The 25931-nt window shown below is 54.3% G+C and carries 27 protein-coding genes; 16 read left to right on the top strand and 11 right to left on the bottom strand.

Going from position 1 to position 25931, the window contains the following annotated elements; translation table 11 throughout:
• Nucleotides 1–172 precede the first annotated feature (172 nt).
• Complete coding sequence (locus AC1DV6_RS12955) at nt 173–1090, top strand: adenylate/guanylate cyclase domain-containing protein (RefSeq protein ID WP_477977951.1); 918 nt, start codon at nt 173–175, stop codon at nt 1088–1090.
• Between the two features lie 139 nt (nt 1091–1229).
• Here the strand turns inward: AC1DV6_RS12955 and AC1DV6_RS12950 are convergent, their stop codons facing one another.
• Entirely contained in the window at nt 1230–2276 is a 1047-nt protein-coding gene (locus AC1DV6_RS12950) for a DNA-binding protein (RefSeq protein WP_477977949.1), read from the bottom strand.
• A 264-nt stretch (nt 2277–2540) separates the two neighbouring features.
• Between AC1DV6_RS12950 and AC1DV6_RS12945 the strand changes: the two genes are divergently transcribed.
• From AC1DV6_RS12945 to AC1DV6_RS12885, 13 genes are all read left to right on the top strand, one after another.
• The gene (locus AC1DV6_RS12945; protein WP_477977947.1) at nt 2541–3545 is read left to right on the top strand and encodes an SMODS domain-containing nucleotidyltransferase; all 1005 of its coding nucleotides are present in this window, start codon (nt 2541–2543) and stop codon (nt 3543–3545) included.
• The gene (locus AC1DV6_RS12940) at nt 3542–5224 is read left to right on the top strand and encodes a ThiF family adenylyltransferase (RefSeq protein ID WP_477977945.1); all 1683 of its coding nucleotides are present in this window, start codon (nt 3542–3544) and stop codon (nt 5222–5224) included. The genes AC1DV6_RS12945 and AC1DV6_RS12940 overlap by 4 nt, the downstream gene beginning before the upstream one ends.
• Nucleotides 5214–5678, top strand: coding sequence for a M67 family metallopeptidase (locus AC1DV6_RS12935; RefSeq protein ID WP_477977943.1), 465 nt, complete (start codon nt 5214–5216; stop codon nt 5676–5678). Before AC1DV6_RS12940 ends, AC1DV6_RS12935 begins: the two co-directional genes overlap by 11 nt.
• Nucleotides 5671–7086 (top strand): SAVED domain-containing protein, encoded by a 1416-nt coding sequence (locus AC1DV6_RS12930; protein WP_477977941.1) that lies wholly within the window; start codon nt 5671–5673, stop codon nt 7084–7086. The genes AC1DV6_RS12935 and AC1DV6_RS12930 overlap by 8 nt, the downstream gene beginning before the upstream one ends.
• A gap of 119 nt (nt 7087–7205) precedes the next feature.
• The gene (locus AC1DV6_RS12925) at nt 7206–7499 is read left to right on the top strand and encodes a hypothetical protein (protein WP_477977939.1); all 294 of its coding nucleotides are present in this window, start codon (nt 7206–7208) and stop codon (nt 7497–7499) included.
• Nucleotides 7500–7629: 130 nt separating this feature from the next.
• Nucleotides 7630–8106 (top strand): N-acetyltransferase family protein, encoded by a 477-nt coding sequence (locus AC1DV6_RS12920; protein ID WP_477977937.1) that lies wholly within the window; start codon nt 7630–7632, stop codon nt 8104–8106.
• Nucleotides 8107–8145: 39 nt separating this feature from the next.
• A complete protein-coding gene (locus tag AC1DV6_RS12915; RefSeq protein ID WP_477977935.1) occupies nt 8146–9690 on the top strand; it encodes a hypothetical protein in 1545 nt (514 codons plus the stop codon).
• A 140-nt stretch (nt 9691–9830) separates the two neighbouring features.
• Nucleotides 9831–10889, top strand: a complete 1059-nt coding sequence (locus tag AC1DV6_RS12910) for a site-specific integrase (protein WP_477977933.1) — start codon at nt 9831–9833, stop codon at nt 10887–10889.
• A complete protein-coding gene (locus AC1DV6_RS12905) occupies nt 10886–11434 on the top strand; it encodes an HNH endonuclease (protein WP_477977931.1) in 549 nt (182 codons plus the stop codon). The genes AC1DV6_RS12910 and AC1DV6_RS12905 overlap by 4 nt, the downstream gene beginning before the upstream one ends.
• A 158-nt stretch (nt 11435–11592) precedes the next feature.
• Nucleotides 11593–12000: a hypothetical protein gene (locus tag AC1DV6_RS12900; RefSeq protein WP_477977929.1), complete on the top strand. Its 408-nt coding sequence runs from the start codon at nt 11593–11595 to the stop codon at nt 11998–12000.
• Between the two features lie 35 nt (nt 12001–12035).
• Entirely contained in the window at nt 12036–12866 is an 831-nt protein-coding gene (locus AC1DV6_RS12895) for a hypothetical protein (protein ID WP_477977927.1), read from the top strand.
• A gap of 2 nt (nt 12867–12868) precedes the next feature.
• Nucleotides 12869–13624, top strand: coding sequence for an Abi-alpha family protein (locus AC1DV6_RS12890; RefSeq protein ID WP_477977925.1), 756 nt, complete (start codon nt 12869–12871; stop codon nt 13622–13624).
• A 112-nt stretch (nt 13625–13736) separates the two neighbouring features.
• Nucleotides 13737–14633: a hypothetical protein gene (locus AC1DV6_RS12885; protein WP_477977923.1), complete on the top strand. Its 897-nt coding sequence runs from the start codon at nt 13737–13739 to the stop codon at nt 14631–14633.
• Nucleotides 14634–14636: 3 nt separating this feature from the next.
• Here the strand turns inward: AC1DV6_RS12885 and AC1DV6_RS12880 are convergent, their stop codons facing one another.
• From AC1DV6_RS12880 to mltG, 10 genes are all read right to left on the bottom strand, one after another.
• Entirely contained in the window at nt 14637–15251 is a 615-nt protein-coding gene (locus AC1DV6_RS12880) for a hypothetical protein (RefSeq protein ID WP_477977921.1), read from the bottom strand.
• A 168-nt stretch (nt 15252–15419) separates the two neighbouring features.
• Complete coding sequence (locus tag AC1DV6_RS12875) at nt 15420–15980, bottom strand: hypothetical protein (RefSeq protein ID WP_477977919.1); 561 nt, start codon at nt 15978–15980, stop codon at nt 15420–15422.
• 42 nt (nt 15981–16022) lie between these two features.
• Nucleotides 16023–18953, bottom strand: coding sequence for a Tn3 family transposase (locus tag AC1DV6_RS12870; RefSeq protein WP_477977917.1), 2931 nt, complete (start codon nt 18951–18953; stop codon nt 16023–16025).
• A gap of 74 nt (nt 18954–19027) precedes the next feature.
• A complete protein-coding gene (locus tag AC1DV6_RS12865) occupies nt 19028–19378 on the bottom strand; it encodes a hypothetical protein (protein ID WP_477977915.1) in 351 nt (116 codons plus the stop codon).
• Nucleotides 19379–19676: 298 nt separating this feature from the next.
• Complete coding sequence (locus AC1DV6_RS12860) at nt 19677–20318, bottom strand: ankyrin repeat domain-containing protein (protein ID WP_477977913.1); 642 nt, start codon at nt 20316–20318, stop codon at nt 19677–19679.
• Nucleotides 20319–20324: 6 nt separating this feature from the next.
• Nucleotides 20325–21113, bottom strand: coding sequence for a TatD family hydrolase (locus AC1DV6_RS12855; RefSeq protein WP_477977911.1), 789 nt, complete (start codon nt 21111–21113; stop codon nt 20325–20327).
• Complete coding sequence (locus tag AC1DV6_RS12850) at nt 21114–21476, bottom strand: PilZ domain-containing protein (RefSeq protein ID WP_477977909.1); 363 nt, start codon at nt 21474–21476, stop codon at nt 21114–21116.
• Nucleotides 21473–22510 (bottom strand): DNA polymerase III subunit delta', encoded by a 1038-nt coding sequence (locus AC1DV6_RS12845; protein ID WP_477977907.1) that lies wholly within the window; start codon nt 22508–22510, stop codon nt 21473–21475. Before AC1DV6_RS12845 ends, AC1DV6_RS12850 begins: the two co-directional genes overlap by 4 nt.
• Nucleotides 22507–23187 carry a dTMP kinase gene (gene tmk, locus AC1DV6_RS12840; protein ID WP_477977905.1) on the bottom strand — a complete coding sequence of 227 codons (681 nt, stop codon included), beginning with the start codon at nt 23185–23187 and terminating at the stop codon, nt 22507–22509. The genes AC1DV6_RS12845 and tmk overlap by 4 nt, the downstream gene beginning before the upstream one ends.
• An 18-nt stretch (nt 23188–23205) precedes the next feature.
• A complete protein-coding gene (gene mltG / locus AC1DV6_RS12835) occupies nt 23206–24189 on the bottom strand; it encodes an endolytic transglycosylase MltG (protein WP_477977903.1) in 984 nt (327 codons plus the stop codon).
• A 66-nt stretch (nt 24190–24255) separates the two neighbouring features.
• Here mltG and ygfZ point away from each other — a divergent pair, with 66 nt between their 5' ends.
• On the top strand, nt 24256–25191 hold the full coding sequence (gene ygfZ, locus AC1DV6_RS12830; RefSeq protein WP_477977901.1) for a CAF17-like 4Fe-4S cluster assembly/insertion protein YgfZ: 936 nt from the start codon (nt 24256–24258) through the stop codon (nt 25189–25191).
• Between the two features lie 64 nt (nt 25192–25255).
• Entirely contained in the window at nt 25256–25897 is a 642-nt protein-coding gene (locus AC1DV6_RS12825; RefSeq protein WP_477977899.1) for a protein phosphatase CheZ, read from the top strand.
• Nucleotides 25898–25931: the final 34 nt, after the last annotated feature.

Below are 25931 nucleotides of genomic sequence, written 5' to 3'. Positions count from 1 at the left end.
CATCAGAGGTTAAAGCACAGTGTGATGGGTTTAGAGCAGGGCCATTGCCCCAAAAAGCAATGGAATACCACTTCAAACCAGCGCATTGTTTTGATCATTCTGAACGCTTGGTTTTCAAGGCAGGCCCAATGCCCTAAACTCAGGTAACAAACAAGAATCAGGACTATCGGGAATGGGCGTCCAAGCGACCGTTGTTTTTACAGATTTACATGGCAGCACTGCTGTGTTTGAGGCATTGGGAAATGCCCGGGCAACGGAGATAGTTACCCAGATCACCACATGGATTGGCGCGCAATGCGAAGCCCATGGTGGACGTGTCGTTAAAACCCTGGGTGATGGCGTACTGGCCATGTTTCCCGATGGGCAGAGTGCTGTAAAAGCCGTCGTTGCTCTCCAGAGAATCCACACCAAGCGCGTTGTCCCGGATGCCGATGGCGTGCGTATGCCGATTCGTATCGGAGTTGCCAGTGGCGAAGTGGAAATCGTTGCTGGCGATTGTTACGGCGACGCCGTCAATGTGGCCGCGCGTCTGTGCGATTTGTGTGGCCCTCACCAAATTTGGGCGAATGCCGATTCACTTGCTGCAGTGGACGAGGCGCAGGGCGTGACGTTTCGCATTTTGGGCCCCATCAATATTCGGGGGCGTGCTGAACCCTGTACTGTTTACCAGATCGAATGGCGTGAAGAGGAAGCCACAGATTTTCTGACCATGCAGGGCGCTCTGGACCCGGAATTTGCCGCCGGCGACAAGGACGCGCTCGGTCGCGAAATTGAGCTCGACTGCATGGGCACTACCAAACGCTTCAAGGCGTTTGATCTACCGATTCACATTGGCCGCGTACGCAATGTTGAATTCGCCGTGAACGACCCTCGGGTGTCCCGTGCACATGCCAGGCTGGAATGGCGCAACGGCAGCGTGGTGCTGGTAGACGTCAGCACGTATGGCTGTTGGGTGCGATTCAATGGCGCCAAAGGCTCAGACATTCTTCTGCGTCGTGAAGAGTGCGTGTTGCACGGCACAGGCGAATTGGCCTTGGGGGCATCCTTTGCGGACGCCACAGTACCCAAGGTAGCCTTCAAAATTTTCTGAGGACAGTGTTTGACATCAGACTATAGATTCACGAATTCACTTATTAACATAATATACATCGTATAAATCAAATAACCTAAATGAGGGTATCCGTGCGAGAGCTGCTAAATCCGGCGTTAAGGAAATTACCCTAACTAAATCAACGAGTTATGGGCTGTTCAGATGCCGCTTTTAGCACCTGGCTGACTTGAAGCCTGATTTGTTCGGTAACTTTTTCTGATGTCTCGACCTGGACCCGCATAGTCAGCAACTCGGATTCAAGCTCCTGGTTGCGCTTTTCAACGGCTTTACGCTGGTCGACCTCGCCAATCAAGCTCGTCTGCAAAGTTTCTGAGCGTTTCTTTTCCTGTTCAAACTGGCCATTCAAGGAATCTCGTTGACTTTGGACTGCACCTAGCTTTTCGGTCAGGCTTTGGACCTGCCCTTTCAGCTTGTCCATCTGCCCGAGTTCGCGCCTTGCGCTACCCAATTCGGAAGTCAGGCTTGCCAACTCCCTGAAGGCCTCGGTGGACTTCAGTTGCGCCTGTGTGAGGCTTTCTTTGAGACCATGGTTCTCCTTCTGCAGGAACTGCACCTGGTTTTCATGCTGGCGGGCTTCTTGATCTCGCTGCTCCCGACTAGCCTCCCGAAAATGCTCCAGTGACTGTCTAGCATCGGCATATTTCGCCTCGGCGCCTTCCCGGTGCCTGATTTCGGATTCGAGCTGCAGCTGCAGATCTGAAGCACGCTGATCGGCCGCATGGCGTGCCTGAGTTTCGGCAATAAAAGTCGCGTGGAGTTCGCTGTACCGATCTGCTTCCGCGGCAGCGGCTTTACCCGCAGCAGCCAACTCCCCTTCTTGGGATTTGATCTTTGCTTGGGCTGCATGGAGCAAATCCTGGACGGCTTTTAATTCGTCTACATGAGCTGCTTTAGTGACCAATAACTGCTCGTCAGCCTCGTCTTGGAGCTGTTCAGCCAGTTTGGTGGCCAAGTTTTTAATCGCGTCAGACAGTACAACACCGCGGCCAACCCCTCTGTTCGTCTCCTCTTCTTCAATTTCCTTGAGGTACTTCTGAATGGTGCCTTTGGAGCCGGTGTTTCCGAGTTCAATTCGCAATGCATCAACGGACGGATATCGCCCCTGTGCCATCAGGTTTGTACGGGCGCGAGCCACTTCTGACTTATAGATACCGCTTCTGGCCATTGTTATCTCCAATTATTTCGTAATGTATTACGTAATACGATATTACGTAATATTTGTGGAGAAATCAAGGTCAGCTTAACGCCGGAATATCACATTGAATAAATGTGCATTATCAATTGTTAGGAGTGAACGCTGTCATTTTGCCCATGTGGTTAAGCGAAACGACCGCCATCCCCATGCGGAAACGCCCCAAAAGCAGCTATTTTTTTACATCCTCTTGCAATTTGAATAGTTGGTGCCATATGGCGAAAAAAGGAGCTTTTCATGGTCGCCAACGCACGGTTCACAGAATTCTTGGCTGATATTGAGCCAAGTCCAACGACAAATGCGAACGCGGCTGCGGCTCACAAAGGCATACGGTCGCACTTGCAAGGCCATGACGAATTCAGCGAGCTCTGGGAAACCGACTTCCTTTCAGGTTCCTACGTACGGGACACGGCCATAAGACCGCGTCGCAGTGCTGGTTCAGTGGACCAACCGGATGTGGACATCATCGTGGTGACTAGCTTCACCCAAGATGACGATCCCGAAGACGTTCTTGCCACTGTCCGTGATGCCATTGAAGATGGATACGACGTCGAACGCACCAATCGCCGCTCGGTACGTGTTGTGACCTTTCAGGCGGAAATGGACATCGTGCCGGTGATCGTCAATCCATATGGAGACGGCTACTTGATCCCGGACCGACACGCCGGCCAGTGGCACATTACCAATCCGCCGGTCCATACCCAATGGAGCTATAACCAGAGCACAGCCTTCAACGGGCGATTCAAAAGGTTGGTCAAGTTGCTCAAATGGTGGAGGCGTGAAAATCCAACCAGCCGACGACCCAAAGGCTTTGTGCTCGAAGTACTGGTCTCCAAGCATGCCCCGAAAAATGAACTCCACTACGGTGAGGCATTCGCGCAGCTGCTGGAAAATATTTACGACAACTACAAGTTCCTAGCAAGCATCGACAGGAAGCCCACAATTGACGACCCAGCTGTCCCCGGAAATGACATTCTTTCCAAGGTCACGGTAGCGCAATGGAAGGAATTCCTGGAGAAGGTACGCGTATACGCGGCTATCGCTCGGCGCGCGCAGGATGAAGAAGACGTGGACGAATCAACACGTCAGTGGCGCAGGGTTTTTGGAGACCGATTCCCTTCAACAGTCACCGCTGCCCGATCCATGTCGACCACCGCAACTGCAAGTGCAGCAGGACTTGGTGCAGGCTACGTTTTCCCAAGTCAACCGAGCGCCCCGTCCAAACCGCGCGGATTTGCGTGAAGTATTGGTGGATAGAACATACAGACCGCCTGGCACTCGAACGCCGTCTCATTGACGAGGTCGTTGCCGAGGGCTGGTTCAAGCTCGAGCGCTGGGGCCACGATGTGGGCTTGATCACAGTGTTCGGAACCATCATCTGCCCGGATGCTGAACATGAAGTGAAACTCACCTATCCGGATCAGTTTCCTCAAGTTCCCGCTTGGGTCATGCCACGGACGCCAAAGAAGCTATCGAATCATCAGTATGGCGAAGGCGTTCTGTGCCTGGAGCTTCGCCCGGACAACTGGGTACCTTCGGCTACGGGTGCAGATGTTCTACGAAGCGCCCACAATCTACTTGCGACCGAGAAACGTGCGGCGCCAAAAGATGAGCAGAGCGAGGTTCCCTCTGCAGGATTTGTTGGTGAAATCCAAGCTTATGGGTGGCTGTCACACCCAATACTTCTCAGCGAGGGTTGCGCAACACGTATCCAAGACGGAACATCCGAAGGACTTGCAGCGGCCAGGTACCTTTTCCAAAGTGGAAACCCGCCAATCTATGTATACGACGACGAGGATGTCCAACGTCCATGTGGCCCTTCGGGTCCAGAGCTCTCTTCTGGTTGGGCAACGCTTCCGGTCTTCGTCTCACCAGTTGTAAATCCATGGGAAGAAATTGATCGCCCCACACTGGAACTGCAAATGAGTGCAGATGCTGTGGCCTTAGAGGCGCTTGCAAAAAGCACGGTCTTGGTGATGCGTCCCAGTGCCGCGACCCTGACTGCACAGTATGTGTTTGCAGGATCTAAGCCCAGTTTCCGCAGCGTACATGTATTGCCAGAGCAAACTGGACTGCGATCAAACAGGGCGGAGGTCGCCTCGGCCAAGAAAGTCGCAATCATTGGGGCGGGTTCCATTGGCTCAAAGGTTGCGGAGTCGCTTGTCCGATCAGGGATCAGAACCCTTGTGCTGCTGGATGGCGACGTGCTGCTACCAGCGAACATTGAACGCCATTCGCTGGATTGGCGGCACATTGGCTTGCACAAAGTTCGCGCGCTGGCGGATCGGCTAAAGGAAATTGCACAAAATGTCCGGGTACAGACGTTTGAGCGGAACCTAAACTGGCAACAATCAGCCAAAGTTCAGGCTGAGACGATAGACGCCATCGCTGGATGCGACGTGATTGTTGATGCAACTGCTGATCACGCTGTCAGTCTGCTTCTCGGGGCCATCGCTTTCGAAAATGGCAAAGCATTCGTTGCCGCCGAAGTATTTGAAGGCGGTATCGGTGCCCTGATTGCCTCCTGTATTCGAGGTCGGGATGTCCCCTATGCAGAGGCCAAGTCCAATTTCATGGCTTGGTGCGAACAACAGAATTCTCGACCACCGCAGGCAACTGGTCGGACGTACGAGGCACTGGCAGATGATGGAACGCCGGTGCGGGCTGATGATGCTGCTGTGTCGGTGGCTTCCGCTCACGCGAGCCGAGTCATCCTCGATATCCTGGACGGCGATCCTGCACCAGCTGACGCCTCCTGGATGCTAATCGGGTTGAAAAAGGCTTGGCTTTTCACGGAAGGCCACGGGCAAGTAATTCGGCTCAACATAGGCAACGCGCGGCCAGAGCTATTCGAACCTATCGACGATGGGACAAGGCAATTCATCATGGATGTCATCAAGGAGATTCCAGATGCGTCTTGAACTGCCCCAGCAAGAACTCGAAAAACTTCAACATGCCTTGCAACAAGCGGGGACTCGAGAGATTGGTGGCCAGATTTTCGGTGAACAATTGGCCCCCTCAAGCTTTCGTGTCGCTGAATTGACCATCCAGGTACAGCGAGGCTCCATTGCTCGCTTTTGGGTGGATTTGGTACAGGCGGCGCGTGACGCGCGTCGTTTTTTTCAGCGTACCAATCGCGACTACCAACGGTTCAACTACTTGGGTGAATGGCACAGCCATCCCAGTTTCACAGTGCACCCAAGTGAAACTGACAGGGAATCAATGCGATCGATAGTTGTCGACCCTGAGTTTCCTGCAGGATTTGCTGTACTCATGATCGTAAAACTGCGGGATGGCCATATAGAACGCAAGGCTTGGCTGTTTGACAACCGTGGGAACGAGATGCAAATCGAATTGGAGACTCCACATGGCTAATACAACCCCGCCCACCTTGATTGACCCCAAAGGGATGGGGGGTGTCATTGCGCAGGATGGATTTGACTATCAAGTTGCAATCGGGCTCATCAAATTGCCAGCATGGCTAGCCAATCCTGCGTTTGAGCAGTTGATTTTCGAGGGGCTTGAAGATGTAGAGGCCAGATTCTTCAACCCTTATGCACCCGCACACCATGTCCTCGAACGAATCCAGGCAAAGTCTGGTGCATTGAACAAGTTGGGGGTCAAGGGCGTCTTCTCCAACTTTCTCAACTTTGACCAGCATCACCCGAATACTGCTTCCATTCAAACACTGGTTACGCCCCAACTGCCGGCAGATCTCGTTTGGATAGCCCGTGATCCCAAACGAGTGCGAAATGCTCGCCCGTTTTACGCACCATTCGGTGATGTAACTCATGCGAGTGACGCAGCTCTTAACGCATTGTTCCAGGATGAGTTTGGTCTGGAAATGGGGAAATTTGTCTGTTCCTCCGTCGAAGTCACATTTGAGGCTGTCACCACAGACGCACAAGCCGCTGCGCGCTTTGCTGCCGAGCTGTGCCAGGCCTTCCCTGAAGCAGATCAACTTTCCAGCGGTGTACAAAAACAAGCGTTTCAATCACTAGTTGCATTGGCCCGCCAAATGCGAGGTCGCCCCATGGACCGCAACATGCTGGTTCGCGATATTGAATCTGTATTTGGTCGACCCATCGTGTCAGGCACTGCTTTCCCGCTGCACATTCGATCATCTCGCCAAGAGCCCAACAATAGTGCGATGGAAATTGATGCAAGTGCATTTTCCGGACCGGCAGGCAATTTCCCAGTACCTTTAGTCTGGGAAAAAGATTTGATCGGCCAACTGCAGACAACAGCCGATTGGCTACAAAAAAATGGAATACGTGAAGTGGCCCTGAGTGGTAGTTATCGGACTTCAACGTCAATAGTGATTGGTAAATGTCTTCGAGCTGCAACCGGTTTTGAACTGTTGATCCCAACAAAAAGTGGTGCATGGCGCACTGACAGTCATGGGCATGAAACGACTGTAAACCTCGAAGTAAATGAAGCAAGCATGCTGGTGAAGTCAGAGTTGAACGTTGCGTTTGGCATCCTGCAAGATCCAGCAGCAAACCTTATCCAGGGGGGGCTACAACCTGCGCAGGTTTTGCGATTGCATTCGAGCGATCCAGTGGTCTCTGCGGAAGCTGCACAAGCATTGGTGGCTCAGGTCAAAGGGATCGTTACCGTGGCCGTGGCCAAACTTCAACCAACAAGCATTAACTTGTATTTCGCGGGTCCGTCTGCTCTAGGCATCGCTCTAGGGCATCGCTGGAACGCTATGCCTAAAACGCAGCTCCATGAGTTCGACGCGCAAAACAGGACTTATCAGCGGACTGCAATTCTGAATTGATTGAGGACTTTCTCAATAAATGCTTTTAGGACTGTGACCCACTGTTGCGGAACTGACGTCAAATAGCATCATGTTTGCCAACTGCGTTTTCTGGAAATTACTGACCAGCATTCCGGCAATTGCTGACCAGTCTGCTGTTGTTGCCCACGGTCGATATTGACCACAATCGAGACGAAGCGGTCTCGGGTGAACATCAATTGCCTGCGCTAAAGCAGACATCACCCGTTTATGGGATGGACAGGTCTATTCGTCAAAAGCTACAGTCGCCTGAATGCTGCTTCGCAGCGGAAGCAGACATGTCGCAATATCCCCCAAATGGGGGATATCAACGCTTCAACATCCAAGTGAAAATCCACAAATACGCGGCTTGGGTCAATTCTTACAACCTGCCGGGTTTGTCGATGTTTTTATAACTGCACAAATAGACATGAAATTTTCTGAAATTGAAGCTGCGAGCCGTTCTCCAGAAAGTTTCTTGTCCAGCATATCCCGTAGCGCCCAGAATATTCCGCACGTTTTGCGGCATACATAACGTTAGGCGTCATGCAGGCCGTTCTTCGCACCGCTACAGCTGAAGACAACTTAGCAGTCGCTAAGGTCTTGATTTCTTCCCGCGAAGCATTCATGCCGTATGCACCATCGGCGCATAGTCATTCAGAGGTTCACCAGTGGGTCGGTAGCACTCTTATTCCTACCCGCCGCGTCACGGTAGCGTGCGTGGCTGAGTTCATAGTCGGCGTACTGGCTACCTCCGAAGCAGAAGGCACTTCCTGGGTCGATCAGTTGTACGTGCTCCCCGCCTATGTTGGTAAGGGTATCGGCTCGCTGCTCCTTGAGCACGGGCTGGAACTTCTTCCACGACCAGTCAGGCTGTACACATTTCAAGCCAATGCGGGCGCCCGACGCTTCTATGAACGACACGGCTTCACCGCCATAGTGTTCACCGATGGCAGCGCGAACGAAGAGCACTGCCCCGATGTTCTGTTCGAGTTGGCTGAGAGCGACGAGAATGCCGCCTAACCCTTCGACTGGCGCACAAACAAAAGGCAATATTAAGATATGGCGATCATCGATTTCACTGAGATTCCAGCGCCGTATCACGAGAAGCATGCGGGTAAGCCTGCTGGCAAGAAGAGTGGACCGAACAGGACCAAGTCCTCAAGCAAGGCGTCAGCAAAAGTCGCTGCCGTTGAACCTAGTGCTTCTACTGATCTAGACGCATTCGAGAAGTTTGCTAGTGAATTCTTCACCCACATCTGTGGCTGCAAGGTCGTCGAATCGGCCGCGCGGGGGCAGGATGGTGGGCGAGACCTAGTGGTTGAGGGCGAAATATCGCCAGATGTAAAGGGCCGATTCCTGGTTAGTTGCAAGCACAAGGCTAATTCAGGAACTGCCGTTAACACAGACCGTGACGAGCCCAACGTCAAGGGAAGACTGGATGCCAGCGGTGCCCAGTTCTTCATTGGCTTCTATTCAACTATTGCATCAACAGGGCTGCGTCGTCATCTTGAAGATACGCGAAGTAACAATAAGGGATTCGATTTCATCGTCTTTAACAGTGCCGACATCGAATCACGCTTGATATCAGTGGACGAGCCGCGAGGATGGCTTCTTGCTGCTCGGCATTTTCCGAAAAGTATGAGCAACTTGTTTCAACGATTTGTCGTTCCAATCAAGTACTACACAGCAACCGATGTCAAGAAAAGTGGTGGGGGACTTCGATTGGACGGGCCATATGGTTCAAGATCAGGGGGGCCGAAAGACAGTGCGGATTTGGACAAAGTGAAGCAGCGAATGGCAGACGAAGCAAACGATGCATTGACCTCCAACATACATAGCGCATTCTTCTGCGATGCGCTTTTAGACTTTATCCGCCTGCTACCTAACACGTTCGTCAGATTGCCCGATGCCGATCCGACAAACCTTGAGCTGAGTGAGGTCGCTCCAAATTTCGATGTGTCCAGTGCCGCAATAGACAATGGTCACCATACCACTCTACGAATCGTTGCAGCAGTTTGGTCGTTCTGGGATGGCTCGCGGGCGGCGCAATGGCTACTGGAGAGGACCAGCGAACCAACCGCGACCGGAGAATTTTCAGAATCCAAGATTCGTCGAGTTGAGGGCAACATCTCGATTGGACAGGTTATACGATTCTGCAATGGCCAATACAGAGACATTCTGGCTAGACTCTTGGCCTTTTGTCCAACATCCCTTGCCCCTGTTCCTATCGAGAACCTGATTGTGCGAAACGGCAAACGGCTAGGACTGGAGAACCAACTAGAGATCGATTTCAAGAATATTGTCTCGGGCCTCGACGGTTTCGATAAATCCGTAATGAAGAAGTTCAACGGAGTCAGGGCTGACGAAAACGGCTGGCGACAACTCATAGCCACAATCGACAGGGACGTTGTGCTAAAGCGTTTGCCCCCAACACTCTTAAGCGAACTCGAACTTCCTCCCTTGAGCTTGGGAAATGCCGCGCAGTCGCCGCAGATCGGTTTCAATCGGACGGCATACAGCCGCTGGCTGGAAGAGTCTCTTGGCCTTCCCGTGCCGAGACTGCAAAGCACGACAGTAGGCACCTTTGCAAAGGACTCTTCTTGACTCTCAGTTTCTTCATATCTGTCTTGTCCTGTTGTCGCATGACTAGTCCTGAACGAACATGGACGCGGATACTCACCTTCAAAGAGCCACTTTGAAGGCAAAACGTTGCTATCAGGCCTTTGGTATCAGACAATCCAAACATGGGCAGCGTTGAAACCTACGTCAAACTTGCTGAACGTCCCAACACCACACTCAGCTATGCGTCCGCGGTGCGACATTTCGAGGTGGAAGGACGAGGGTCATTGCCGGCTACCTCAGAAGCAATTGCTGCCTATCTAGCGAAGTATGCTGAATCCCTGTCCACCAGCACACTGCGTACCCGATTGGCGGGTCTGTCCAGCTGGCATCGTGACCATGGGTTCATAGACCCCACCAAGTCGGAGTTGGTGTCACGAGTACTCAAAGGCATACGGACTGCCCACAACACCCCCCAAAAACAGGCGCGCCCCGTTGAGTTTGAGCTACTGATCCAGGTCTCGGAATGGCTGAAGTCCGAACTAGATACCTTGGCTCCCTCAGATCCAAAGTACAAGCGGATTGCGCGGGACAACGCAATGCTGTTGATTGGCTTTTGGCGTGGCTTCCGCTCGGACGAGCTGACGCGCCTGCAGTTTGAGCATGTGACCGTGAACGAAGGCGTTGGCATGAGCTGCTTCCTGCCGTTTTCCAAAGGCGACCGCGAATCCATGGGACGAACGTTTTTCTGCCCTGCGTTGTCGAAGGTCTGCCCTGTCAAAGCCTTCCAGCAGTGGCAGCAAGCCATTTGCAATACATCTGGCCCGGTATTCCGCCGTATCGACCGATGGGGCCATATTGCAGAAAACGGCATGGCAGCCGGCAGCATCGTTCCATGGCTCAGGAGTCTGTTTAAAGCGGCTGGCGTGCGGGATCCAGATACCTACAGCAGCCACTCATTGCGCCGTGGATTCGCCAATTGGGCCCAATCCAGTGGCTGGGACCTCAAGGAACTCATGGCATACGTGGGGTGGAGTAACGTCAACTCAGCACTGCGGTATCTGGAACTCTCCGAGGACGACCTAACCAGCCGTTTTGAGGAAGGCCTGGACGCCAAGCTATCTCCCAAACAGCCCAAGTTCGAACCACCGCTTTCACCTCCCATGGCCAAGCGCTCCAATACCGAGTCGCCACTGCCAGCGAAATCCAATGTGGTCTCTCTGCGCAAGCGCACACCTGAGTGATCACCGGTATATCCCCTGAAGAACTACAGGCGCACCTCGATGCCGAGGAAGTAGTGATTCGCAAGCTCCAAATCCTGTTTGGAGGCCTGTGGCGCTACTACGCATTTCCGCATGAATTGAAATGGACGCTCTATACGGAGCGCGACGTTTGCCCCTATTGCGCTGAGCCGTTGCAAATCGTCGCAGACTTGGGTGCCCAAGGCCTGGAAGATACGCTGGTGCACATCGACCATATGGACCCTTTGTCGCAGGGTGGCGAGGAGTCGTTTCGCAATGCCATTTGCGTATGCGCCGCCTGCAATATTTCCAAAGGACGCAAGCTGTTTGCGAACTGGCTAACGACCCTCACAGAAAGCAACCAGGAGGTCGCGCGGGAGATATACAAGCAAAGGCTGGGTCGCACACCAGAGGAGTTTCAGCCAGGGCCAAAGCAGGCACGCCAGACACTGATGCGCCTTGAGTTGGGTTTTGATGAGGCTGTACTTCGCAAGCTCTACCCAACGCCGGTCGTCTGGGGAACGCCAAAGAGGCCACAAAAGACCTGAGTCGCATGGCATTCAAGACCACGCCGCATAAGTAGTGAAACTCAGGCATTTCGAAGTACAGGGATTGACGCTCCCAAGCCTGTCAACCACACTGGGAATTTCAATCAACCAAAAAAGGGAGTGGCAGCATGGTCAACTGGGGAGAAATACTGAGAGACATGAAACTGGCCAGCACACAGCACGAGAAGCTGAAGAAGCGATTCGATGAATTTGCGTCTGCGTTTCGCAAAGAGGTGGCCGAGGAGAAATTTGAGGTACCAGGCATCGTTACCGATGGCCCGGATGGCGCAGATTTCTTTGTCATCCACTTCGCGGGCCGAGAGATACGCTGCGAGTTTCTGAGCCAATACGACAAAGCGGGTCACTATGTCGGAACTGTCGCCTACGGCATGGATCTGCCCATTGGGAATGACGAGACAGAGCGTGTCGAGCTGGGCGCATTTTCATACCGCACCAATGGAGAAACCGATCAGCTTGATCAAGATGGATCGAAGATCTCCCTGGATGAAAATCTTGCACATCTCATATTGAATTTTCACTTCATGCGATTGAGTTTGAATCCATGAGCCGCCAAGTGCTGATACCAGAATAAGGAGGACACATGGACGAAGCCGAAAAGGCCAAAGAAGCCCAAGAAGCCCAAGAAGCCAAATACAAGGCCATGGAAAAGATGCTGGGTGAGCCGTTCGGGCTTGAGTTTCAAGAGGATGTACTCAAGACCCGAAGGAACCTGTTGGTTGCGGCCGGAGCCAGCATAGTGATTTGGGCTGCAGGTTTGACCATTACGCCAGGAACACCCAACGGTTCAATCTCTCCCTTCTTTGGAGTGACCCTCAACGGTATGACCCACCGTGTTTTCCTGTGGAGCATGTTCACGGCCGTTTCCTACCTGTTCATCCACTTCCTTTGGGCTTCTTTTGACGCGTTTGGTGAATATCGCCTGCGCAGTACCGGAGCAAAGGTACGGTTTCAAACGGGTTCAATTTGGGCAGACGCGGGCATAGATGCTCCAATCCACCCCCGACAATCCACGCTGTACAACTGGTGGCATGAGGCAGCCCGAGGGTTCGATGCATTGCCGGAGACCCTGGAAGACAGCCTGAAGCGACTCAATGCTGCTATCGACGATCTCAAGGTATTACAGCAGCAAGGAAACGATGCGGCGGGTCAGAACTTGAACCAGGCAATTAGCAGCTCCACGACGGCACAGGCCGCATTGATGACCCTGAATTCGCAAGTAAAGACTGCAACGGAAACCATCGCAAACGAACGTATTCCGGTTTCGCTGGAGCGCTTTGACAAGGCATTTCAGTTTCGCGCCATGAGCCAGAACCTGCGATGGCTCATCCTGGAGTTTGGGTTTCCAGTTCTCCTTGGAGCGTCAGCGTGTGTTGCACTCCTGACTCTGCTTTTTCCCAATTGGAAGTGTTGAGAATGCAATCTATTGAAAAAATCGCAAGCGAAGTCATCGCCCCGGTTGCCAAAGAAGTCTATTCAGATGCAGTGGCACCCGCAATGCAAGAGTTCGGCAAGATGGGGAAAGACGCAGTCAAAGTTGCTCGTCTGGCGCTGTTTCCCCTGCAATATGGGGCTCTCCTGCAGGATCGGCTCGCCCGGTACCTGGCCAAGGCGTTGGAAAAGGTTCCGGAGGAACGTCGCGTTACGCCGCGCGACGCCGTGATGTTGCCGGTGGCCGAAAGGCTGCGCTATCAGGACGAAGTGGGGAATCCAATTGCAGATCTGTATGTGAACCTCTTAGCGCGTGCAATGGACCGCGAGCGTCTAGGTGATGCACACCCGGCCTTTGTACATCTCATTGAGCAATTGGCACCAGACGAAATTCTGATCCTATTGCAGCTAAGTACACAACGTCATCGCGTATTCTTTCGCCACAGAGCCGGTGAGCCCGCCTTGATGCGTGAGCAAATAGCCCCTCTGCTACAGAATTTCCCCCATGTCATGAAAACCGAGTTTTCTGATGCTTCTTTTGCCCCCGAAGAACTCGTTCAACCCGAGCTTTTTCTTACGTTCCTCGAGCACCTGGTTGCACTAGGGATCGCCGAATACTCCAATGAACCAAGATCGCGAGAAGAAAAAGACTTGTCCTTCAGTATCCTTAGATTCGAGTATTACTACATCAGACTCACAGCTTTCGGTCAGCTTTTCTTTCGAGCATGTGTTGCCGCGTAATCCGTTTCGTTTGACCAAGTGTTCCGGAATACCTTGACCAGTTCTTCTTTGATTCACTGATGTTGCCCACCCAAGTTCAGGGAACCGTTTGTCAGACTTATTACTCCACGCAATGGCCAAGCCGATATTTGATCTAAAGGTTCCCTTTTTTGCCTCGTTGACCAATGCGTACGGCGAATGGATGACCGAGGCGGCAAATCTCACCTACGCGCGCGATGATTCTGTGCGACCGATCTATGCTCTCGACGAGCGAAGTCAAAGGCTGACACAAGTCGGTTCCGGGGTGCTGCTATCGTTTGGCGGTCAGATGTTTTGCTGCTCAGCGTCGCATGTCTTTGATGCCGTCGGGTCCTATCCGCTCGCGATAGGTTACGGTGACAAGATTCACACATTCGGTGGGGATCGATTCAGCACCAAACACGGCCCATCGAGAACTCACAATGACGACCCCATCGACGCATCGGTATTTCACTTTACCGCAGATGTACCACCTGAAGTCCGCTCACTTGCGCTCAATCTGGCTGACCTCGATATAGGCTGCCCTCCCAGAGCACTAGATCGTTTCGTTGTATGCGGTTATCGCGTGTCCCAATCTCGGAGCACATCCGAGCAACACTCGACGCAGTTAAATCGTTACCCCACGATTGAAGCGAATGAGGCCCACTATGACCACCTAAAGCGCGACAGGGAGATGCATCTAGTCCTTGCATTTGAGGATCACGTCCCGATCGACGGCAGCTGGAGCTTGGCACCCTCGCTCACAGGCATGAGCGGTGGGGCTATATTCCGAGTCGTGAGTACGGCAAAGAGTCCGGCTGACGCAAGCTCAGCGCTCAAGATTCGACTCGCGGCCACACTCATCGAACGACGGCAAAAACTGGGAAGAGGCTTTCTTTCCGTCGCGATTGGAACACGCTTGGCCGTTCACTTTGGGCTAATCGACAAGTACCTTCCGGAACTGCATCTTGGCGATGCGTTACACGACGAATATCACCGGCAACTAGGGTAGCGGTCAGGGTGTGTGGAGAGATTCTTGCTTTGTGACGTACTCATGCATGACATAAGGGATCGCAATCCAGTCATCCGCCACAGTTTTCGCAGCGATGATGCGCACATAGGCACGAATGGGAATCGAGATATCCCCAACGAGTACTTTGTGCATTTTGAGCAAGGCGTCCATGCCCGATACAAAGTAGTCCGGCGTGGTGATGAGAGTCAACTTCGGGAATCCACTTCGAAGTGTGAAGCAACCTAGAACCTCACCCCGTTCATCCGTTGAAGACCCCGGCATAGCCCCTTTCTGCTTTGCCGTCAAAGTACTGAGGGTGGATGTCACCCAGCCGAACTGAGAAGTCATTCCCTCTTTTAACGCCGAAGGATCGATATCGCCATCTTTACTGAGACTCGGCAAAACGGTGTCCAACATCTCAAGGGTTGAAATGGGGTATGAACGTGTCTCAATGACGCTCACTTCTGCTGAAAACACAGGGATGCCGGCGGCGGCTTTCTTGCCTTGAGCCAGGGTGATCTGTGAGCTTGCCGATTGCCCGGACAAGATTTCATATTTCCCGGCTACAAAGTCCCGATCAAGGTAAATGAGCGACGAGTGAAGTTCTTCTGTGAGCATGTTTTCCTCCCTTGCTTCATTTCAATCTTAGTTGCCAAACTACTTAGTTCGGTTGTCGGAATTTCCTATTTGTGCCACTTACACAAAGCAGTCATTGAATCCCCCATTTGGGGGATACCAGCCCAGCATTTCTCCTGATGTACTTTGCATCCATAAATCGGTTGTACTTTAGTTTCTTGTCCGTTCAATTGCATCCAGTTTGACTGCCATATACGCCGCATGCAGCGCGAGCGCATCGGCAAGGGCGTGGTGCCTTCCAATGCCTCTGCCGCCGCGCTTTGACAGCTCCCGATAACAATCCTCTGCCGCCATTTCTCCGATAGGACTTCCGGTCAGGCTGGAAATATTGATTGGTAGCACGATATCTCCAACTGGTTCCCAGAGTCTTGCCTCCCGGATGGCGTGTTCCAGTAGCTCGAAGTCCATCGAGTAGTCAAAGGCAATTTCAATTGGAAGCTTGCTCGACGCGGATAGTCCCAATAGCCACTCAGCGGCACGTCGCCCCATTTCCCACTCGGTTCCAGTGGCACCCAAGATAAGACCCCACTGATCAAGAACGCCGCCAACTTTCACGAATTCACTGGCGGATTTGGCACGTTGCTTCCCGGAGTCGCTTTGCAGGTCCAGTTCAGCATAGAACTCCTCACCGTCACTACTGACCATACCAACGCTCAGCAATTCGGGCGATAACAAGTCAGTGAATTCGGTATCTAGGAAGATGATGGTCATGGATTGACTTTTTGTGCAGTAGGGTAGACGCATGCATACAACTTAGGCTGATTTGCGTTTCGGTGCCTCGTCTGAGGTGAACAGCCATTGGGCATACTCATCCACGGAAAACGTGAAGATGCCCCGGAAGTTGATGTGCTTTACAGCTGCCGGACTGACGTGTGACAACCACTCAATATCAGTCGCCGGTAGTACAGTTTCAGAGTCGCCCATGACAATGTTTTGCATCCGGAGTGATGTCCATGCGAGACACAGGTTTGTCATCAGCGTTAGCGAGCCGGAGGCTGCATGAAGCTCCTGCTCGTATTGCCCACGTGGCTTGGAAAAGCTGCCTTGGTAAATAGCCCGCTGCAGGGTATGAATGTGCTCGCCGTGCACCAAGATGCGGTGCACAGTACGGCGTAGCTCCTCGCTGCCAATGTAGTCACACAGGTAAATACTGCGAATCAGTCGACCCAAGTGCACACCAGCTCGGTACAAGGGGCTGTCTGAGGAAGCGGAACCGTACCGGGCCAAGGCCACAGTAGCGGATGTATGTCCAGTTTCAATGGACGATGCCAAACGCACGAGGTTGTCCCATTCCGCAATGATTGCCTTGAGGGAAACAGACGGCACCACCATGTCAGCCAACCCTTCAGGGATCTTGGCGGCCTTGGGTACGTACAACTTGCGTTCTGTAATTTTGGCAAGTCGAGGGCACAAGCCAAAACCAAGCAGTTTTGCAATGGCCATGCCGAATTCCGTATAGCCATGGGTATCGACAGCCAGACGCTCGACTTCAAACTCACGCTGGTGTAATTTTGAGTCAATGGCGGGGCCAACTTGACGTTCATTCAATAGGATGATTGAGTCATAAATCACACTCCAGAAGTCGGCAACTGCGGTGTAAGTTCCGACAGACGCGACTTTGCGCCGATAGTCCTGGCGAGCACGCCAAACCTGCTTGGAAACGTCAATGCTCATCATGTCTGAAGATGCCAGCGAGCCATCGCCCCATGCAGCGCAAATTGGTAGGCGTAGTTGATATCCGGATACAGCATCGTTGGCAGCCCGGACCTTGACCTTGTCCTCAAAATACCGCATCCCGGCAAGTACCTGATTCGCCGTGAGTTGCGGCACCATGTGACTCACGTCAGAGGCGTCAAGCGCGCAGCCGTGTGCCAGCATGCCGGTGTAAATCTGCAGCAGCTCAGTGCTGTTGATCGCTGGTCGCCCCAGAATGATTTTGCTAAACCCAATCTGGCTGTCCATCTGGAGGATCAGGTCTGGGAACTGAACGTCGTCAATCTTTGCGGACAAGTCCTTCTTTTTTTGCTCCACTTCGGGGGGCGGCAAGTCAGGCTTGCTGCGCGGAATCCGAAATCGACCATCGGCAATCTTGAAATCGTCACGAGTGCGTGCGTCCTCCAATGTTTGCAATTTGGCATTCAGTTCAGCAATGAGACTTCGCAAGAATTCGTTGGGGTTCAAAGGCAGACTTAACTGCGAGTAACGAATCTTTTGGTCGCGCTCCCATTCGGCTTGAGCAATCATGAGCCGATGGCGCCCGCGGAATTTCTCGCTGTGGTCGACGTAGACAGCACCACTTTTCAGCGCCTTGCGCAGTCCGACCAAGGTCATTGCTTCCATCGCCCGCATCGCGCGTTCACGGTCTTCACCTTGAATCAAATCGCGCCAAGGCCAGGGGTAAGACTGCCCGTGGTTTTGCGGAAGCTCCGTAACACCACTTGAATAGAGCTCCTGAAGGTATTGCACCATCCCAACACTGGGATTGTTTGGTTCTGCTTTCAGATCCAGTTTGCGTAGCTCCGACAGAAGGGCCCGAATCCTCGGGTTGGGTTCACTCATCAACCAGCGTGCTGCCGATGCTTTGGTGGGAAACTGCGGAGGTTGGTACTCGGCCAGGATTTCACGCGCATATTGGCGAAATTCGGTATCGGTTAGGTCGGGTGAATTGATCCGTTCGTTCAGTTTCACAACGGTTTCGTGATACGACATGGCGCTTTTGCCTTCCAGCGCCTGAGCATTTTTATAGGCATCTGCCTGAATTTTGGTGACGCTGCGAGCCCCCAACATGATTGCGGTGTCGGTAGCTTCAAACAGGGTGTATTTCAGAAAGCAAACCAAACGTAGCGTCCTGAGCGGGTCTTGTAGCTCCTTGAAACGCGCCGGCCGGATTTTTCGCAACTCCTCAGCGTAGGCACGGATTTTCTCCAGGGGGATTGCATCCAAATCCAACTTGTCTACACCAAGCCCTTTGAGAAAAGTAACCCGTGCTGTTTTCTCGCGTATGGCATTGACTGACTTTTTACGTGCGGGTTGGTGCAACCATTCCAGATAGGTTCGCTGGGATTTCTGCTCGATCCTCATCACAGCCTTGGTCCATTGCTTGATCTGGCCCTCAGAAAGCACGCTATTGAGGTAACCAAAGAAGGCCGTTTCAGACGTCGTGGCGGCGTTGGCTGCAAGGCTGTCCAATTCGCGTTGTGCCAAGCACAGATACTTGTGTTGGTAGAGCCAGAGCTTTGCACGTTGGACCAACGTGTCCCTGTCCGCTGTATGCCTTGCTTCGTTTTCCATATAGCTCGGCAGGGGAGCCAGGTCTCGTTTGTCAGCTTTGCGGTATCCCAGAAATTTCATTGCCCACCACTGGTGTTCCAGGCGGGTCTTGTCTCGGTCGTAGATGGCCCGCAATGTAGCAATTGCCGGTGCCTTGACGTTCAGCTGGGACGCCACATGCCTGAGAAGTCTCAACGGGATGCTGGAAAGATCGCTGAGTGGACTCCCGGTCATCTTTAGGAAACCAAGCTGGACCGCCGCAGCTATTCGAAGTGGGTCTTTTCGCTTGTTGGTTATTTCAGCCAGCTCCGCTGGGCTGTATGTGAAAAACGCCGAAAGTTCTACGACGTCAAGATTTTTGGGAAATGTGGAGATTCCGAGATATTGGAATTGCCACCGATGGACCTGCTGCATATAGCCTCCATGCATCAATCGCTGAAAAGAGCCACTGCAGTCTCAAAGCAGGGGCAGTAACTTTGAAAGTGGATTCAGAGGAAATTGGCCCGGACCCGACCCATGATCCAGTCCAGTTCGATACCTGCAACTTCCCAGCCTTTTTTGCGAACCGAAACGTCGATCGCGTCCAAGAGGGCAGGTAGGGTCAAGTCAGTTCGTTCAGTGCGTTTGCGCTCGGTGTACTCGGTCAGTTGTTCGACCAGGTCCTTGCACATGAGATAGCGGCCGCGGCGCTCGTCATCGGTCATGCCGACAACATACTTACCGTCGATCAGCTGGGCTGCTACTTTGAGTTGGGCGCCAGAGAGGGCAGCAGGGAAAGGGTCGCGCGGAAAGTCATCCGGCACAGCGACATTTGAGCTGTCATTTTCCGTTTCATCCATTGCGCGAACCCCTGAAGAATTGACAAATCGCGCAGGATATACCTGACGTCTATATTCTTCAAGAGCATGAAATTATCGTAAAACGATAATCTACGGAAATATTATCGTTTTACGATAATCTGATCGAGGGTGTTAATTTTTGGATAACGTTGAGTTAAAAATCGGAGACTGGTCCAAAGAGCTTTTTTCGATCTAAGTCATTGATTTTCAATAGGAAAATTCCTTAACGCCGGATTTAGCAGCTCTCGCACGGATACCCTAAATGTCATAGCCTCAATGCCCGCCAAATGCGGGAAAACTATGGCTTGGCTTGTGTTGCCTTTCGCAACAATGCGATCGCATCTGGGCGACCGCCATTGGTTGCGTAATCCAGCGCCGTCTGTCCGCCTGCGTTTTTTAAATCCGGGTCTGCGCCAGCATCCAGCAACTGTTTGACGACCTCGGTGGAGCCAAACATGGCACCCATCATTAACGGCGTACTTCCGTTAGGTGCGATGGCGTTGATTTTTGCGCCGTGCTTCAATAGCAAGGCGACGATGTCCGGATTGCCCGCTGTGGCGGCGTAATGCAATGGCGTCCAGCCCGGCTTATTGATTTCGGCGCCGCGTGAAACCAGCGTTGCACACAGATCCATGTAGCCGCGTAGTGCCGCCAACATCAATGGGCTTTCATCCACTGCGTTGCGAACGTCGACTTTGGTTGCGGGATGCTCGACCAATACCTTGGCCACTTTGGCTGAAGACTCCCGCAGAGCCATGATCAACCCGTACTGGCCGTCCGGGTTGACGGTATTGACGTCGAAACCTTGGGCCAGTAGCCGACTGATCGAGGATGCGTTGTCCTGCTTGATGGCAATAAAGAAATCGTCGTACGAACCAGCATTGGAAAAAGAATATCCAATTAAAACATATAGATAAAGAAAATATCTAAAGTGTTTCATGAGATTCTAAATGGGGTGAAAAAGAGTGTCAAAGTTGTTGGATGTTTGGATCGCAACGGTTTCTACATCCATGCCGCGCAGTTGTGCAATCTGTTTTGCCACGAAAGGCACATAGGAAGGATTGTTGGTTTTGCCCCGGAACGGGACGGGCGCGAGGTAGGGGCTGTCGGTTTCAATCAGCATGCGATCCATGGGCACCAGCGTGGCGACATCGCGAATGTCTTGTGCAGTTTTGAAAGTCAAAATGCCGGAAAACGAGATGTAAAACCCCATGTCCAGCGCCGCCGTGGCGACTTCCCGGCTTTCGGTGAAGCAGTGGAAAACTCCGCCAGCGGAGTTGCCATCACCGCACTCCCCCTCTTCCCTCAGCAAGCGCAATGTGTCATCGGATGCGCTGCGGGTGTGGATGACCAGTGGCTTCTTTAGCGCACGACCGGCGCGAATATGGGTGCGAAACCGCTCGCGCTGCCACTCCATGTCAGCCACCGTCCGGTCGCCCAAGCGATAGTAATCCAGCCCAGTTTCTCCGATGGCCAATACCTTGGGCAGGGCGCCGCGGGTCAGCAGGTCATCCAGGCTGGGCTCGGTAACGCCTTCGTTGTCAGGATGCACGCCTACCGTGGCCCAAAAATTATCGTAGGCAGTCGCCAGCGCATGCACGTCGGGAAACTCTTCCAGCGTCGTGCAAATGCACATGGCGCGGTCCACCTGGGCCTGGGCCATGGCAGCGCGGATATCAGTCAGGGAGGAAGCCAGCTCGGGAAACGTGAGGTGGCAATGCGAATCGGTGAACACCTAGATGGTTTGCGTAGGACGCTCTGAGGCCATATGGGCACCCAGAACTTCTTCAATCTTCAGCCGCAGCAGGCGGGATTTTTCATCCTTGGGAAACGAGATACCCACGCCCTGCGTGCGCCCGCCCGCGGCTTTGGCTGGTGTAACCCAAGCCACTTTGCCGGCGACCGGGTAGCGTTGTGTATCTTCCGGCAGCGACAACAGCACATACACATCGTCGCCCAATGCATAGTCCCGCGACGTCGGAATGAAGACGCCGCCTTCATTGAACATGGGGATATAGGCCGCATACAACGCAGCTTTTTCCTTGATGGAAAGCTGGATGACGCTGGGTCTTGGGGCTGCGGCGGGTGCGGTACTCATGCTGGCGTATGTGTGAGCTTGGAGTTTAGAGCGGTTTGGGCCTGTCCTACAAGCGCTTCCTGCATCAGACCCGGATTAAACGGGTGGTCCATGGTTCGCATGCAACGGGCAAGCTCCCTGCTCCACGCGGTCAGCGGACCGATACGCGCCGCAATGCCGTTCAAATCCCGGACGGTAAAAAAGCGCGGTTGCGCGCCGACACCGGTGGCCAAAAGGTCGTGACACAGCTTTTGCAAGCCGTCCACCAACTGTTGCACCGTCCAGTCTCGCACCGCATTCACGTCCCCGTGTGCCATCGCTTTTGGGAAAGCCGTCCACGACTGCGCGTTGCGTCCCGAATGGGCAAACGCCAGTGCGTCCTCGGGACGTGCGCCGGTGAGCTGAAGAAACAGCGCCGCGGTTTCCGCAGGCAATCCATTGGCTTGCAGCCACGCCACGCTCTCTGTACGTTCAGGCCACTGCATTGCATGGCCCAGGCAGCGGCTGCGGATCGTCGGAAGAAGCTGGTGCGCCGATTCGCTGGCCAGTACAAATTTCACATCGCCAGGCGGCTCCTCAAGTGTTTTCAACAACGCATTGGCGGTAATGCCGTTCATGCGCTCGGCTGGGTACACCAGAATCGCCTTGCCACGCCCGCGCGCGCTGGTGCGCTGAGAAAACTCCACGGCGTCACGCATCGCATCCACCCGGATCTCTTTGCTGGGCTTACGCTTTTTGTCGTCAATCTCGGCAGCAGCTTTTTCAGACAGCGGCCAGCCCAACTCCAGCATGTCGGTCTCAGGCATCAGCACACACAGGTCGGCATGGGTCCGCACATCAATCGCGTGACAACTGCTGCAATGCCCGCAGGCAACGCCGTCCAGTGGCGATTCGCACAACCAGGCGCGCACCAGAGCCATCCCCAAGCCGTATTGGCCGAGCCCGGAAGGCCCGTGCAACAGCCAGGCGTGCCCGCGCTGCGCCAGCAACTGGCTGGCCTGGCGGGTGATCCAGGGTGCAACGGGGAGCGGCGGAGCAACGACTTCCTCGATCATCCCAACAACCCTCGTTTGCCAGGGATTTCGCCTAGCAGTCCCATCGCTGCAGGACGTGAGCTTCCTAACAGCCCCCGAGCCTGAAAAGCGGCTAACACGTCCAGCCAGACCTGCTCCATGGGCTGATCCGCCTTGATGCGCATAAAGCGTTGGGGGTCTACCTCCATACGGCGCGCATACGCTTGCGCGACCTTGTCGAAGAACTCCAACGACTGCGATTCAAACTTGTCCGGCACCCGGGCGCTGGCCAAGCGCTGTGCGGCAATCGCGGGCGGCAGATCGAACCAGACGGTGGCATGTGGCTGGACACCGGCCTGCACCCATTGCTCCAGCGTGCTCAGCACAGCCCAGTCAAAGCCGCGCCCTCCTCCCTGGTAGGCAAATGCGGCATCAGAAAAACGGTCGCACAGCACCACTTCGCCGCGCGCCAGCGCCGGCAGGATGACGTTTTGCAGATGGTCACGACGCCCGGCAAACACCAGCAGGGCTTCTGTCATCGGGTCCATGGCATCGTTCAACACCATGGCGCGCAGCTTCTCGGCCAGAGGCGTACCGCCCGGCTCGCGCGTGCGGGTCACTTCCCTGCCCTGGTCTGCAAACGCGCGCGCCAGCGCATCGATGTGGGTGGACTTGCCGGCACCGTCAATGCCTTCAAAGGTGATGAAAAGTCCGTTCATGCGTTCTCGACAGAGGGCTCATTGGCCCCGTTGGTATTTGTTCACGGCCCGATTGTGCTCGTCCAGCGATGCGCTGAACTGACTGGTGCCATCGCCGCGTGCCACAAAGTAAAGTGCTTTGGAGGGCGCTGGCCGCACCGCCGCCAGCAACGAGCTCTTGCCCGGCATCGCAATCGGTGTAGGTGGCAGCCCGGTGCGGGTATAGGTGTTCCAGGGCGTATCGGTCAGCAGATCGTTCTTGCGCAGATTGCCATCGAATGTCTCCCCCAAGCCATAGATGACAGTTGGGTCGGTCTGCAAACGCATGCCAATGCGTAGCCGGTTGTTGAAGACGGACGACACCATGGTGCGGTCGCTTTCACGGCCGGTTTCCTTCTCGACAATGCTGGCCAGGATCAATGCCTGATCCGGCGACTGCAGCGCCAGCGTCGGGTCGCGCTGCTCCCAGACCTTGGCCAGGCGCTTGTCCATCGCGCGCATCGCCCGCTGCAGCAGCAGGATGTCGCTGGAGCCTTTGGGGTAGGTGTAGGTGTCAGGGAAGAAGCGCCCTTCCGGATGCACACCGGGTCGGCCCAGTTGCTCCATCAAGGCGGCATCCGTGAGACCCTGTGACAGCGGTTTGAGCTGGTCGGCTTTTCTCAGGGCTTCACGCACCTGGCGGATATTCCAACCCTCCAGCAACACCACGCTGCGCAAGGCCTCCTCGCCCTGCACCAGTTTGCGCAGCAGGCTGCTCGGCGTGGTGCCTTCGTCGATTTCGTAGCTGCCAGCCTTGATCTGGCGCGACTGCCCCGACAGGCGGAACCACCAGTACAGCAGCGATGGGTTCACGTTGAGCCCGGCTTGCGCAACGTCCCGGGCGATTTCGCGGGCGCTGGAACCTGGCTCGATAGACAGGTCCACCATGGGAGCGGATTGCGGTAGTGGCTGGTTGATCCAGTAATAGGCTGCCCCGGCCGCGCCCAATGCAGCCATGAGCACAGCAATGAGGAATATGCGCATAGCTCTCGGGATGCAGAGCATCCCTAGGTCCCTTGTGTCAATGTGGGAGGAATCATAATTCACCGCATGACTGAAATAACGCAAACACCCGCAAGCCTCAACGGCGTCGCCAAGCTGACGCATCTGGGCGTGATACGGGTGCTAGGCGAGGACTCCGCCAAGTTTCTGCAGGGCCAGCTGACGCAGGACTTTGCACTCTTGGGCCAACAGGAAGCCCGCCTGGCCGCCTTCTGCACTGCCAAGGGCCGCATGCAGGCCAGCTTCATCGGCTTCAAAACCAGTGACACCGAAATACTGCTGGTCTGCAGCCGTGACATCCTGGCCGCCACGCTGAAGCGTTTGTCCATGTTTGTGATGCGCGCAAAGACCAAGCTGACCGACGCAACAGATGAATTTCAGGTCTGCGGGCTGGTCGGGTCTGCTACACAAACGATAGCTGGTCACGCACATTCCGCCTGGGCTAGAGGCCTTTTTTCCTCTGGATCTCTGGTGGAGTTGTACCCGGCTGATGGCATTCCACGGCAGCTCTGGGTGGCCGCTGTCGGCTCGGATTTGCCGCCCGGCCCCGAACTTTCTTTGGCCCTCTGGCTGTGGAGCGAGGTACGCAGTGGTATCGCCACGCTCAGTCAGCCGGTCGTAGAGGCGTTCGTGCCGCAAATGCTTAACTACGAGTCGGTCGGCGGCGTCAACTTCAAAAAAGGCTGCTACCCGGGCCAGGAAGTCGTGGCACGCAGCCAGTTCCGTGGCACCTTGAAACGGCGCGCCTTTTTGGCGCATGCCGATGGCCCGCTGCAGGCTGGGGACGAGGTTTTTGTGCCCGATGACGCGGAGCAGCCCGTCGCTACCGTGGTTCAGTCGGCGGCTTCGCCGTTGGGTGGTTATGACGCCATTCTGTCCGGCCAAATCACCGCCATAGAGCTCGGCGCCCTGCAGCTTGGCGCACCCGGAAAACTGCCACTGACCGTTCTGCCGCTGCCCTATCCCCTGCTGGAAGATATTTAAAGTCTGGCTACTGGCAGGCGGTAAACTAACAGCGCAACCGCATCAAAAAAACCTGGAATCGCACATGTCAGTTCAGCTCAGTAAAGACGAAGCATTTGCCCGCTTGGGCAACATCACCCGGGAAATGCACGAAGCTTTTTCGGTGCTGGGCGCTGTGGGTGGTTTGCATACTGTGGTTGACGAAATGCCCGATGCGCGTGACCGTTTGGCCCACGTGGGCAACATGACGGAAGCGGCGGCCAACAAGGTGTTGAACCTGGTGGATGCTGGCAAACCCGAGTGCGATGACCTGGCCAAGCGCGGCCACGAACTGGCCGATTCGCTGACCCGCATGGCTGCGCAAGACGATTTGACCGTGGAACGGGCCCGTGGCTTGCTGATCGTTTGCAGCAAATTTGCGCAACGCACTGCTACTTTTGCCGAGAAAGAAGGCGAAGTGCTCAGCGACATCATGATGGCGCAGGATTTTCAGGATCTGTCGGGCCAGGTGATCAAGAAGGTCATCGACATCATTGGCCGGACCGAAGCACAGCTGGTGCAATTGCTGATGGACAGCGCGCCGGAGCAAATCGCCGCCAATCTCAAGCCGGTTGAAGCAGCTGCCGAATTCACCGGCGAAACCCACCAGCTGCAGGGCCCGCAGACGTCCAGCGCGGCTTTGGCGCAAAACGACGTGGACGACCTGCTGGCCTCGATGGGGTTCTAAACATATTGCCCCCACGCTCCGCCGCTGCGCGGGT

The sequence above is a fragment of the Rhodoferax sp. P2_H8_2 genome (genome assembly GCF_056403235.1).
Note: the sequence above shows the minus strand (reverse complement) of the source record. Positions and strands in the feature narration are given on the sequence as shown.